A 13,214-nucleotide genomic window follows, 5' to 3' on the forward strand; every position below is an offset into this window, starting at 1 on the left:
CAATTTTTCTGACTTTTTTGTAACTGCCAAAGCCTTATATAGTAAGGCTTTGAATATATTCAATTTGACAATATTAACGTCTAGCAGTGACTTTGTTTTATTAAAACGAGTGAATAAAAAACCCAGCTTAAGCTGGGTTCTTCAAATCATTAAATTTGAGACTGAATATAATTTTGTAGGCCAATCAGTTCAATTAAACGCAACTGTTTTTCAAGCCAGTAAGTATGGTCTTCTTCGGTATCTGATAATTGTTGACGTAACATGTCACGACTAATGTAGTCGCCTTTTTCTTCACACAGTTTAATACCTGTCGCTAATTTTTCACGCACGTGATATTCAAGTGCTAAATCAGCTTTTAAGCAAGATACAACGTCTGTACCGACATTGATATCTTCACGGTGCATGTTTGGTTTGGCACCTAAAAACAATACACGACGAATAATTGCATCAGCATGAGAAGCTTCTTCTTGCATCTCATGGTCAATACGTTCATAAATCTTGTTTAGACCCCAATCTTCATACATACGAGAATGGATCAGATATTGATCACGGGCAGCCAACTCTCCGCCAATGAGCATATTTAAATAATCTATGACTTCTGGATTGCCACGCATAATAAATCTCCTATCGTATGAGTCTATTATGGGCAAACTTAAAAATGATTGCAAAATAAAAAATAGTTAAGTTTATGATTTTTATCAAATTAAAATGAGAAACATACGCATTTGCAGTTTAAGTTATTTAAATTTCCTCTGCAAAAAGAAACGCTTGTCCGATTTATAAGCTCAAACAAGCGTTCAAATATGCCATGAACCATCAATTTATAAATTTGTAACTAAAATCAATGGTTCTTATTTCGCTAAGTCTTTTAGCTCAAAGTCTGCCCATAACCCGCCATAAGCGATAAGAAGTCTGTTTCATTCATGACAGGAATACCTAATTTCGCTGCTTTTTCTAGTTTTGAACCAGCCTTTTCACCCGCAACCACACATTTAGTTTTACTCGATACACTACCACTTACACGTGCACCTAATGCTTGCAGCATTTGAGTCGCCTGATCACGTGTCATTTGCTCTAATGTACCTGTAAGTACCCAGCTTTCACCGTTTAATGGTTGTCGTGTTGGTGCTGTTGGTGCATCCCAATGAATACCAGCAGCAATTAAACGATCAAGTACTTCAATGTTATGCGGTGCCAAGAAGAAATCAGCAATCCATTCAGCAGTAATATCGCCTACATCTGGAGTTTTCTTCAAAGCTTCAATATCAGCAGCTTTAAGAGCCTCTAATGTCTGGAATGTATTGGCTAACATTCTGGCAGTTGTCTCACCGACCCCACGAATACCTAAGGCATAAATAAAACGCGCAAGCGTTGTTTTCTTACTGGCTTCAATGGCATCAATAAGGTTCTGTACCGACTTTTCACCCATTTTTTCAATGCCCAACAGCGTTTCTCTGTGTTCATGTAAATGGTAAATATCAGCAACATCTTTGAGTAAATCGAGGTGTAATAAAGACTCAACCCAACGATCACCCAAACCTTCAATATCCAGAGCTTTACGCGATACAAAGTGACGAATAGCCTCAATACGCTGTGCAGCACAATATAAACCACCAGAACAACGTGCCAGAGCCTCACCTTCGGGCATAACTACAGGAGATGCACATACTGGACAGTTTTCTGGTAAATGAACAATCTCTGCTTCAGCAGGACGGAACTCTGGCCAAACTTTTTCTACTTTAGGAATAACGTCACCCGTACGATAAACACTTACCGTATCTCCAACGCGTACATCTAGACGATGAATTTCACCAATATTATGCAAAGTCACATTAGAAACAGTCACCCCACCCACAAAAACAGGGTTTAAGCGTGCTACAGGTGTTAAAGTCCCAGTACGGCCTACTTGCCAGTCAATCTGCTCAACAGTGGTCAGTGCAGCTTGTGCAGGGAATTTATAAGCAGTTGCCCAGCGTGGTTCACGGCTTAAGAAACCAAGTTGCTGTTGCTGTTTAAGGTCATCGACTTTAACCACCATGCCATCAATTTCAACTTTGAGACTTGGACGCTCTTGCTGAATTTGTTCATAGCGCTGCTGTACTTCTTGAATTGAGTTACACAAGTATTGACGTTCCGCAATTTGGAATCCAAGCTCTGTTAGCCATTGCAAACTATCATGCATGGTCGTTAAGTTATGATTTGGCTCACACTGCGCAATACCATATGCGTAAAATGCTAAAGGTCGACTAGCAGCAATATTTGGATCTAGCTGTCTTAAACTTCCTGCTGCTGCATTTCGAGGGTTAGCAAAAGTTTTTTCACCTTTTGCCTCTTGGTCGGCATTGAGTTTTTCAAAACCAGACTTCGGCATGAGTACTTCGCCACGAACTTCGAGCAAGCGCGGAATGTCGTACTTTTCAGAGTGCAGAACTTTAGGCAAGTTACGAATGGTTTTTACATTTTGCGTAATGTCTTCGCCCGTTTCACCATCACCACGGGTTACACCACGAACCAATACCCCATTTTCATACCATAGTGAAATTGCAAGACCATCGAGTTTTAACTCAACTTCATATTGTACTTTTTGATTTGGTAGTCGCTCTTCTACACGGCGTGCAAATGCAAATAAATCTTCTTGGTTAAATACGTTGCCAAGGGAAAGCATTGGCACCACATGTGTCACACTTTCAAACTTTGAAAGTGCTTGTCCACCTACTTTCGTTGTTGGTGAATCAGCTTGAATAAGTTCAGGATATTGCTCTTCTAAAGCTTTTAGCTGATGAAATAAATGATCGTATTCACTGTCCGAGATTGTCGGCTGATCCATGACATAGTAGGCATGGTTATGCTTTGCAATCAGTTGAATAAGCTGACGCATCTGTTCGATCACGGAAGTTATTGCCATTATGTTATTCACCATAAAAAAGGGTGGAAATTTCTCCACCCTGAGCTGCGACTAGATATGTTGCAATTATCGCAACCTATACAAAAAATTTAAACTAGGCTGTTGCCTGTGCAGGACGATAATCAATCACATGATGGCGCCAATGCTCTTTTAACTGTGGCGTAAACTCGAGGTTATTTTCATCATAAACCTTACCATCAATTTCACGAGCAATTAGGCCTGCAATACTGGTCATCATGTCAAAACCAGTAACTGCTTTACTGTTTGGAAGTGCAAGGAAAAATGCCAAGCCTTGAACTTGTTCAGCAGATAAAGTTTCCAAATCGAAACCAGCAGGACCGTTATCTGTCATACGAAGTACAGAGAACATGAGTGCACTTGGTTCATCGGTATTTTCATAACGATGGAAACAAGACATTTCACCGTAACGTAGGCCATATTTTAAAAGTACTTTCAGCGCTTTATCACCCGATAACGCACGGCGCGGATTCGGATAAACGTTTAATGCAATAATTTGCTCTGCTACTGCTAATGCACTTTCATCGTCATAACGTTGTTGCTCATGTAAATGAACATCCAAAATATTACTTTCACCTTCAAATTCAGCAATTTCAGCAGTTTCAATATTTGGATTTAAACTTAATTCTGGTTCAGTTTTTTGCTGATCTTCTGCAACTTTTTGTTCAGATGAGCTTATAGCTTCTGGTTCAGCAGCAACAGTATCAGTTAACTCAACTGAACTATTTTCACTTGCAGTTGGACTTACAGTAGTTTCTTCAGCTTTGATTTCTTCTACTGGCGTATTTACAACGGGTGCCGGTGTCTGATCTATTTGAACTTGTTCTACTTCTTTTGTTTCCTTTTCTTCTAGTTGTACTAGCTCGCTTAAAGTTGGTTCCACTCGTTCAGCCACATTTACTGATGCTGCGACCGCTTCAGGCTGTTCAAGTTGATCTCGTACATGACGAGGAATAACCGGTTGATTACTTTCAGGATTAATATGCAAATCACTGTCTAGCGAGGGTTCAGCGTGGTTCGGCTTTTTTAAAATCATTCTTAAGCCAACTAGCATGATAATAATGGCAACAACGATGCCAATAATCGTATTGATTTCCATTCTATGACTCCGAAACTAACCCGTATTCTTTTGCCTGTTCTAAATTGACAGTGACTAATTTTGATGTGCCCGGTTCAGGCATAGTAACACCCAACAAGTCAGTTGCCATGGTCATCGCCAGCTTATTATGTGTAATGTAAATGAATTGTACATGTTCAGAAAGCTCTTTTACCAAATTACAATATCTCTGTACATTCGCATCATCGAGTGGTGCGTCCACTTCATCGAGTACACAAAACGGTGCCGGGTTTAACCTGAAAATAGCAAATACTAATGCTAACGCCGTTAACGCTTTTTCTCCACCGGAAAGTAATGCTAGAGAACTATTTTTCTTTCCAGGTGGTCTCGCCATGAGCTTAACCCCAGATTGCCAGTCATCTTCCAGACTTAAACTTGCCTCACCACCATTAAAAACCTTTGGAAACAGGTTTTGCAACTCTTGATTGATCTGGTCAAAAGTCGTCATAAAGAGTTTACGGGTTTCTTGGTCAATGCTTTTCATCGCATCTTTTAACTGAGTTACCGTATTTTCCAAATCTTGAATTTGGTGGCTCAACTCATCAAAACGCTGAGAAACTTCTTCAAACTCTTGTGAGGCTGCCAAGTTAACCGCACCGATTTTTTCAAACTGCTTTTGTACCTTTTCCAGTTTTTGCTGGTGCTCGGTTAAATCTATTTTCAAGCCCGTTTGAAGTTCGGCATTTAACTCTTTTAACTGTTCTTGATAATGCTCGCGGTCTGATTTAGCTGCTTGCCATGCTAAACGTTTGGCTTCAAGCTGCTCTCTGAGTTTTTCATCTTGCTGTTGGTACTGATGGCGCTGATCGGTCAAAGTCTGCTGTTTTTCCTGCACACTATTAAGCTCAAGCTGCCAGTCATTCCAAGTCTTTTGCAACTTTTCAGTCTGAGCAAACTGTTGTTGAAATTCCGACTCAAGGTTTGGTAGCTCTAACTGAATAGGGTCAACAAACTTTTTCGCCTGTTCCATTTGCGCTGCAATTTGTTGATATTGACTCTGCAAAAACGAAATATCTTTTTCAAGCAACTCTATTTGTTGAGTCGTCTGTGTACTATTACGACGTAAAATTTCGCGCTCTTGTTGTTGCTGTTGTAAGACTTGTTGCTGTTCTTCAAGCTGCTCAGTTAATTCTTCTACCTGAAATTGCAAAGTTTTATAGTCAGGTAAAATGGTTTCTAACTTCATCGCAAGCGCATGCAAATCAATTTCAAGATCGTCTTTTTGCATTGCATCTTCTTCAAGCTGCATGTCTAACTGAGCGAGTTGATCTTTCAATTGCTGTTTTTGCAATAAAAATGCTTGTGCTGCTGTTTGTTGTTTAGCAATTTGTACATCAAGCTGTTGCAAGTCTTTTTGTTTTTGTTTAATAACCTGTTGTTTCTGCTGTAAGTCAGCTTGTACCTGTGCAAGTTTTTCTTTTTGCTGAACTGTAATTTGATCTAATGCTTGTAGTTCAGGTTGCTGCTTTTGAAGAACTTGTTCAATTTCATCTAGACGAATACGATGACTGAGCATACCCTGCGCACTTTGACTTTCGTCATCATACATAAGAGCAATTACCCAATCCTGCCCAACATGATAACCATCTAAGGTCAAAACAGACTGGCCATGTTGTAGTTGCTTTTGCTCATTTAAAGCATCAGATAAATTTTGCGCAATTGCTACATTGGAAAATATTGAAAGTTGCGGTGACGCAATCCAGTCATTTAAACAGGCCAAATTTCCTTTAAATTTGCTTGTTTGTTCTGACGGTTTTAACTGGCGAGCAATTCCTTCCTGAAAGACTTGTTCGGTTTCAACAATATGTGCCTGCAACCATTTTGCTAAAAACTTTTCAATAATTTGTGCATGTGGCTTACCCTGCTCCGTTAACTCTAGAGCCTGCATTAAACGTAGCGTATCTTGGTTTTGCTTTGGACTTTGTTTAGCAACAAGCTGGCTTAAGTTTTTCTGCTCAGATAATAAAACCTGTATTTCTGTTTTCAGTGTTTGTTGCTGATTTTTAGTTGCCTGATGCGCTTGTTGAGACTGTTCAATCTGTTGCACATACTGCTCAATATCAGCCTCTAAAGTTGAGATTTCACGACAAAGCTGCTGTTGTAGTTGCTCAAGCTCACCTTGTTCATCTTCGTGTACTTGCGATTGAATCTGACTTGCCTGATGTTGCAGCGTTTCTTTTTGCTGCTCAATGCGCTGAACATTTTTGCCTAGCTGCTCAATTTGCGCAGACATTTGCATTTTTTGCTGCTGTTGTTTTTCAACCTGAGCTTTTACTTGTTCAAACTGTTGCTGTGCTTGTTTTTGCTGAGATTGTAAATCAGCAAAGTTTTGTTCTACTTCGGCTGCGGTATGTTCAACCGTCGTTAAAGCTTCCGTTTGTTCTTCTAGCTGATTATTCAGTGTTTCAAGCTGTAGCTCGGAAAGTTGTAAACGTTCTTTCGTCTGAGCTTTTTGCTGTTCTAATTGAACCAGTGTCGTACTATTTTGCTGAAATAAACTCTGTTTTTGTTCTAGAGTCATTTTTAGTTCAGACAGTTTTTTTTCAGCTTGCTGCCACTCTTGTTGTAGTGGTGAAGACTGCTGAATAAGTCGCTGAAATAAAGCACTGGTCGATTCTAAATCATGTTCAATTGTACTTAACTCAGAGCGAACTAACTTAAAAGTTTCGCCCAGTTCATTCATTTGAACTGTATATTCTTCTTGTAGGCGTACACTTTTATCTGCCTGAAAAGACAAAATTTCAATTTTTAGGGTCCGAATCTGACTTTCTAAGGTTTTATATTGAACCGCAGCTTCTGACTGGCGTTTTAGCGTTTTAAGCTGTGATTTTAACTCAAGCGCAATATCTTCTAAACGTGAAAGGTTTTGCTCAGTATGTTCAAGATGCTGCAAGGTTTCGCGGCGACGCGCCTGATAACGAGAGACGCCCGCTGCTTCTTCAATAAAAATACGCATTTCTTCAGGTTTAGCATCAACCAAACGGTTAATCATGCCCTGTTCAATCACAGCATAAGAGCGCGGCCCTAAACCCGTTCCCAAGAAAATGTCGGTAATATCACGGCGGCGGCAACGTGTACCATTTAAGAAATATTCAGACTTACCTTCGCGAGTCACCTGACGACGAACAGCGAGCTCGTTATAAGCATTATAGGCTCCACCCAATTTGCCATAGGTATTGTCAAAACGTAGCTCAACACTCGCCACACCCACTGGCTTACGCTTGGATGTTCCGGTAAAAATAACATCTTGCATGCTACCACCACGAAGCTGACGAGCATTTGACTCACCCATCACCCAGCGGATCGCATCAATAACATTGGATTTGCCACAACCATTTGGACCAACCACTGCTGTGCGGTTAGCCTTGAAATTTAAAGTTGTACTATCTGCAAAAGATTTAAAGCCGGAAAGTTTTAAACTGCTTAAACGCATAATGCCCTAACTAACGGCGTGAGCGTCTCGCCCAAGCCAATTCAATCTGTTTCATTCGTGTCAGCGATTCCAACACAAGGTTACGTAAGTGTCGACAAAAATCTTCCATAAATAAAGCGGCTTGTTGTGATTTTCGGATCAAAATTGCATCAGTCACGAGTTTAAATAATGCAAACGCTTCTTGCAGTTCTCTTTTAGAGGTATTTAGGGTCAAAAAATAACTACGACGTAAAGAAGGTAATAATTCTTTATAAAATTTCATTAGGTAAGGATTACCCACCATATCTTGCTGTTCAGCCAGATATTGGAAAATGGCATCGTAGAATTTTTCGATATCACCTGCTTTTACATGCTCAAGAAGTTGTTCTAATAAGAGCTGTAATTGATCAGCTTCGTGCGCACGCCATGTTTCACTGATGCGTTGTACAATATGTCCTAATAGCATCACGTTTGTATCAAACAGTGCTTTCACTTGTTGTGCAGACATTTCTGAGACAATTGCACCCCGACGCGGAAAAATTTCAATTAAATGCGTACGTTCAAGTAATAATAATGCTTCACGAACCGACCCCCTGCTTACATCAAGCTCTTTCGCAATACGAAGCTCTTGTATGCGTTCGCCTTCGACCAATTCGCCGCTAATAATCTGTTCGCTAATATATTTTACAATTTGCTCAGAAAGACTTTCTGTCTCTTCGAGATTCATAAATCACCCGCTACTTTTTATATGCATTAATCCATGCTTTTCTTTCGCATCCTTGTTTTTAACTGATCCCATCCATTAAAAACTATGTCATTGTCTGACAATTTTATTGCATTTTAAGCCAACCCACCCAAAATCCATACAGAAATCGGATGAAAAAACTTATCTTTAGTCTGTTTAAATCTTCAAATAAAAAAAGCTTAAACCATGTGAGTCTAAGCTTCTTTTTCTATATTTTTCTAAATGAATACGCTTTTTAATTCATAAAACCTTTATAAATAAAATAGCTGCCAACTACCACGAGCAAACAAGCAAAGCATTTTTTTAGCATTTGTGGTGATAAAGCATGCGCAACCTTAGCACCAAGTTTAGCCGTCACAAAACTCATTACACTAATGCCAATAAACGCATAGATGTGCACATAACCAATCGTGTTAGGTACAGAGATGTGTTCTTTGGCACCAAACCACATAAAACCAATTGCACCCGCTACAGCAATAGGTAAACCACAAGCGGCAGAAGTCGCAACTGCTTTTTGCATGACCACACCATGACGGTTTAAATACGGGACAGTTAAGCTACCGCCCCCAATACCAAAAATTGCAGAGGCAATACCAATGCCACCACCTGCCATAAATTGCATAGGTGTTGAAGGAAGCTGGCGTGTTGGGTCAACAACCACATTTGCGCCTTTAAACATGCGATAGGCCATCACAACGGCAAAGACACCAATAAGAAGCTGCAAATGCTGACCAGACATCAAATCGGCAATACCCGCCCCCAAGAATGAACCAATCACTAGCCCAGGTGCCAAATTACGAAAAACAGGCCAAAGTACTGCACCTTTTTTATGATGGGCAGAAACTGAACTAAATGATGTCACGATAATGGTTGCAAGCGATGTTCCGACTGCAATATGCATGATTACCGCAGGGTCATAGTGCAACTGGGTAAAAACGACATAGAGGATTGGTACAATAATTAGTCCACCACCAACCCCAAACAATCCGGCAGTAAAACCAGCAATTGCGCCAATGAGTAAATATATGATTAACTCCATAAATGTTTTACCACTCTGCTCATATTCAACATGGATTTAGAGACTCGCCAACTACAACAACTTTTAAGCGCAAAAAACCAGCTTCCAGAAGTGGTTTTATTAAAAGCAACCACAACTTCGACCAATGATGATATTCGTGAAATTGCCCAAAAAGGCATTACAACAGGCTTGGTTTGCAGTGCTCAACAAACTCAAGGGCGAGGTCAACATCAACGGCAGTGGATTTCACCTGAAGGAAACATTTATTTAAGCACATTGGTGCAAACTCGAACACCCTTAGATGGTCGCTTAGCACTTGAAGTTGCTTTAAATATTTTGCAAATCCCGCAGTTACAAGCTTTAAGCTTACAAGTGAAATGGCCAAATGATTTGTATAGTGCGCATGGGAAATGGGGTGGAATTTTGGTCGAACCACTTTCTCAGCATCAGGCTATTGTAGGCGTAGGGATTAATTTAAAAACACCACCAGTGACTGATAGTGACCAGCCAATCACCTCTTTAGAAGATTTAGGTCTAGAGCAAATGAGTCAGCTTGAGCTAATTTCAGAGCTTTATATTGCAATTCAAAATGCAGCTCGCTGGTTTGATCATGGTTGTTATAACCTAGCAGGTCGTTTTAACCACCATGCAGCATGGCTTAATCAGTTAGTTCAGTTTGAACATAGTCAAGGACTGATACATGGCCGTTTCGTCGGAATCTCCAATGAAGGTGCGGTAATTCTTGAAACTCCAGAACCACAGCAGTTTTATCAAGGTCGTTTAAGGCCACAATCAACTCAGTAATCAGGTATTTTCCCCATGAAAAGTTTATGGCTTGATATCGGAAACACCCGTTTAAAATACTGGATTACTGAAAATCAGCAAATTATTGAACATGCAGCCGAGCTACATTTGCAGTCTCCTGCCGATTTATTACTTGGGTTAATCCAACACTTTAAACACCAAGGTCTGCATCGAATTGGAATTTCTTCGGTTCTCGATACTGAAAACAACCAGCGTATTCAGCAGATTTTAAAATGGCTTGAAATTCCAGTGGTTTTTGCCAAAGTTCACTCAGAATATGCAGGCCTACAATGTGGCTATGAAGTTCCTAGTCAGCTCGGGATTGACCGCTGGTTACAAGTATTGGCTGTGGCAGAGGAACAAGAAAACTATTGCATTATTGGATGTGGAACAGCGCTTACGATTGATTTAACGCAGGGCAAACAACATTTAGGTGGTTACATCCTCCCTAATTTATATTTGCAGCGCGATGCACTCATTCAAAATACCAAAGGTATTAAAATTCCAGATTCAGCTTTTGATAATCTGAACCCGGGCAATAACACTGTAGATGCAGTACACCACGGTATTTTATTAGGTCTGATTAGTACCATCGAAAATATTATGCAGCAATCTCCTAAAAAGCTGCTGCTGACTGGTGGTGATGCCTCTCTTTTTGCTAAATTTCTACAGAAGTACCAGCCAACTGTTGAAACAGATCTTTTACTTAAAGGGTTGCAACAATATATTGCTCATTACCCTAAAGACTAAAACACAGAACAAAATAAAAGGCGCTCTAGGCGCCTTTTATTTTATGAATTTATTTCTTTTGGTCGTTGTTACCAAACAGTGGTCCCATTCCGCCACCGCCGCCGCCAAACTGCTTTTGCATATTACCTAAAGAACGCATCATTTTGCTCATACCAGATGGATTCGCAAATTTCTTCATCATTTTAGCCATTTGCGCTTGTTGCTTAATGAGTTTATTCACTTCCGCAACATCCATACCACAACCTGCCGCAATACGCTTTTTACGACTTGGGTTCATCAGGTCAGGGTTACGGCGCTCTTTAACAGTCATTGACTGGATAATAGCTTCCATCTTTTTGACTTGTTTTTCAGGGTTCGCTTGCTCAATTGCTTGCTGAATTCCTGCACCGCTCATGCCAGGCAACTTGTCTAAGAAGCCCATCATGCCGCCCATTTTTTTCATTTGCTCAAATTGCATTAGCATATCTTCAAAGTTGAAGCTTCCGCCTTTTTGCAATTTTTTCGCCATCTTTTCGGCTTTTTCTTTGTCGATTTTACGTTCAACTTCTTCGACTAAAGAAAGTACGTCACCCATACCTAAAATACGTTGAGCAACACGGTCCGGATGGAATGGTTCTAAGGCATCAAGCTTTTCACCCATACCCAAGAACTTGATTGGCTTACCAGTAATAGCACGTACAGAAAGTGCCGCACCACCACGCGCATCACCATCAGTTTTAGTAAGAATCACACCCGTAAGTGCCAAAGCATCGTTAAATGCTTTAGCAGTATTTGCAGCATCCTGACCTGTCATGGCATCAACCACGAACAGAGTTTCAGTCGGTTTAACTGCTGCATGTAATTCTTTAATTTCGTCCATCATGTCTTCATCGACATGTAAACGACCCGCTGTATCTACAATCAGCACATCAGCAAACTGGATTTTTGCCTGTTCAATTGCACGGTTAACGATGTCAATTGGCTTTTCAGAAGGATCTGATGGAATAAAGCCTGCACCAACTTCTGCCGAGACAGTTTCTAACTGTTTGATTGCTGCCGGACGGTAAACGTCGGCAGAAACCGTCATTACTTTTTTCTTTTGACGTTCTTTTAAGAATCGTGCCAATTTGGCAGCAGTTGTCGTTTTACCTGCACCTTGTAAACCGGCAAGTAATACAACAACTGGAGGCTTAGCACTTAAATCCAGTGTTTCATTCGCCTCACCCATCATCTTGGTGAGTTCGTCATAAACAATTTTTACAAATGCCTGGCCTGGAGATAACTGAGTCATCACTTCTTGGCCCAATGCCTCTTCCTTAACTTTCGCGATAAATTCACGAGTTACAGGTAACGCGACATCGGCTTCAAGAAGAGCCATACGTACTTCACGTAAGGTATCTTTAATATTGTCTTCGGTCAGCTGCCCTGAGCCAGTAACATTTCTTAAACTCTGTGTGAGTCGTTCTGTTAAGGTATCAAACATTGCAAAATCCGCTTAAAATGGCTAGTTGCAAAAAAATCTTTCTCGAAATAGAAAATTTATGCATAGAATGCTATAGGATACTTTAGTTCGCAGCGAATTTATATCTTATCTAGATGAATTAATCCTGAAAAAGGTTTGACATGATTAGCCTCCCCTTGGTTTACACAATTTTGGCACTCATCGCATATACCACTTCTTTCTGGTATCTGTTCATACGTTTAATGTCAAAACGTGAACCAAACCCATGGTTATTTGCTTTTGTTACAACCTTGGCACTGCTATTACACGGTACAGTTTTATGTAATGCCATGCTGACACCATTAGGAATTAACTATGATGTTTTTAATTTAGTCTCTTTTACATCATGGCTTATGTTGTTGTTAAGTTTAATTTTTAGTACTTTTCGTCCAATTGTACCTTTAAACTTACTCGGTATTCCTGTAGCAGCGATTGGACTTATTTTAGGTTTTGGCTTTAGTAAACCTGATCAATTTATTGAACAGCATTCGTTAGGCCTAGATACGCATATTATTCTTTCACTTTCCGCCTATGCAGTTTTACTGATGGCAACCATACATGCGATCTTGATATGGTTCCAAAATCGTGAACTCAAAAAGAAACAAAAAAAACGCTTTTGGGTCAATTTACTCCCGCCTATTCAGGCCATGGAATCCTTGTTATTTGACTTAATTATTACTGGTTTTATTTTACTCACTATCGCTCTCACATTTGGCTTTTTAACTGTTGATAGTTTCTTTGCTCAGCATCTCGCTCATAAAACCGTATTTAGTATTATTTCATGGATTATTTATGGCTCATTATTGATTGGGCACTACAAACTTGGATGGCGCGGTCAAAAAGCGATTCGTTTTACCCTAATTGGTTTTGCACTTTTAGCAATTGGTTTTATTGGCAGTAAATTTGTACTCGAAATGATATTAGGCCGATAAAACAATTAAAATTTCAGCACTACTAGACAGCGT

General features: G+C 40.0%; 10 protein-coding genes. 3 read left to right on the forward strand and 7 right to left on the reverse strand.

Features of this window, described 5'->3' with window-relative positions:
• Window positions 1-149: 149 nt before the first annotated feature.
• The 6 genes from ftn to NE363_RS14515 form a co-directional block, all read right to left on the reverse strand.
• Window positions 150-614 carry a heteropolymeric bacterioferritin subunit Ftn gene (ftn, locus tag NE363_RS14490; RefSeq protein ID WP_001214863.1) on the reverse strand — a complete coding sequence of 155 codons (465 nt, stop codon included), beginning with the start codon at window positions 612-614 and terminating at the stop codon, window positions 150-152.
• 254 nt (window positions 615-868) lie between these two features.
• Window positions 869-2,905, reverse strand: a complete 2,037-nt coding sequence (ligA, locus tag NE363_RS14495) for an NAD-dependent DNA ligase LigA (protein WP_445535329.1) — start codon at window positions 2,903-2,905, stop codon at window positions 869-871.
• A 94-nt stretch (window positions 2,906-2,999) separates the two neighbouring features.
• A complete protein-coding gene (locus tag NE363_RS14500) occupies window positions 3,000-4,022 on the reverse strand; it encodes a cell division protein ZipA C-terminal FtsZ-binding domain-containing protein (protein WP_445535330.1) in 1,023 nt (340 codons plus the stop codon).
• 1 nt (window position 4,023) lies between these two features.
• A complete protein-coding gene (smc, locus tag NE363_RS14505) occupies window positions 4,024-7,473 on the reverse strand; it encodes a chromosome segregation protein SMC (protein ID WP_445535331.1) in 3,450 nt (1,149 codons plus the stop codon).
• A gap of 10 nt (window positions 7,474-7,483) precedes the next feature.
• The gene (locus NE363_RS14510; RefSeq protein WP_022575884.1) at window positions 7,484-8,179 is read right to left on the reverse strand and encodes a GntR family transcriptional regulator; all 696 of its coding nucleotides are present in this window, start codon (window positions 8,177-8,179) and stop codon (window positions 7,484-7,486) included.
• A gap of 253 nt (window positions 8,180-8,432) precedes the next feature.
• Entirely contained in the window at window positions 8,433-9,236 is an 804-nt protein-coding gene (locus NE363_RS14515) for a sulfite exporter TauE/SafE family protein (RefSeq protein ID WP_022575885.1), read from the reverse strand.
• A 30-nt stretch (window positions 9,237-9,266) separates the two neighbouring features.
• On the opposite strand from NE363_RS14515, the gene NE363_RS14520 reads away from it, so the two are divergent.
• Entirely contained in the window at window positions 9,267-10,019 is a 753-nt protein-coding gene (locus NE363_RS14520; RefSeq protein WP_346791228.1) for a biotin--[acetyl-CoA-carboxylase] ligase, read from the forward strand.
• Between the two features lie 15 nt (window positions 10,020-10,034).
• Window positions 10,035-10,769: a pantothenate kinase gene (locus tag NE363_RS14525; RefSeq protein ID WP_019457055.1), complete on the forward strand. Its 735-nt coding sequence runs from the start codon at window positions 10,035-10,037 to the stop codon at window positions 10,767-10,769.
• A 49-nt stretch (window positions 10,770-10,818) separates the two neighbouring features.
• Here NE363_RS14525 and ffh read toward each other — a convergent pair whose 3' ends face one another.
• Complete coding sequence (gene ffh / locus NE363_RS14530; protein ID WP_004703430.1) at window positions 10,819-12,231, reverse strand: signal recognition particle protein; 1,413 nt, start codon at window positions 12,229-12,231, stop codon at window positions 10,819-10,821.
• Window positions 12,232-12,371: 140 nt separating this feature from the next.
• Here ffh and NE363_RS14535 point away from each other — a divergent pair, with 140 nt between their 5' ends.
• A complete protein-coding gene (locus NE363_RS14535) occupies window positions 12,372-13,181 on the forward strand; it encodes a cytochrome C assembly family protein (protein ID WP_019457056.1) in 810 nt (269 codons plus the stop codon).
• Window positions 13,182-13,214 lie beyond the last annotated feature (33 nt).

Source organism: Acinetobacter sp. G18 (assembly GCF_052660225.1).

Coding starts and splice junctions, on each gene's coding strand:
- ligA (WP_445535329.1), bottom strand. CDS start 2,905: ATGGCAATAACTTCCGTGATCGAACAGATGCGTCAGCTTATTCAACTG.
- ffh (WP_004703430.1), bottom strand. CDS start 12,231: ATGTTTGATACCTTAACAGAACGACTCACACAGAGTTTAAGAAATGTT.
- NE363_RS14500 (WP_445535330.1), bottom strand. CDS start 4,022: ATGGAAATCAATACGATTATTGGCATCGTTGTTGCCATTATTATCATG.
- NE363_RS14515 (WP_022575885.1), bottom strand. CDS start 9,236: ATGGAGTTAATCATATATTTACTCATTGGCGCAATTGCTGGTTTTACT.
- NE363_RS14520 (WP_346791228.1), top strand. CDS start 9,267: ATGGATTTAGAGACTCGCCAACTACAACAACTTTTAAGCGCAAAAAAC.
- ftn (WP_001214863.1), bottom strand. CDS start 614: ATGCGTGGCAATCCAGAAGTCATAGATTATTTAAATATGCTCATTGGC.
- NE363_RS14525 (WP_019457055.1), top strand. CDS start 10,035: ATGAAAAGTTTATGGCTTGATATCGGAAACACCCGTTTAAAATACTGG.
- smc (WP_445535331.1), bottom strand. CDS start 7,473: ATGCGTTTAAGCAGTTTAAAACTTTCCGGCTTTAAATCTTTTGCAGAT.
- NE363_RS14535 (WP_019457056.1), top strand. CDS start 12,372: ATGATTAGCCTCCCCTTGGTTTACACAATTTTGGCACTCATCGCATAT.
- NE363_RS14510 (WP_022575884.1), bottom strand. CDS start 8,179: ATGAATCTCGAAGAGACAGAAAGTCTTTCTGAGCAAATTGTAAAATAT.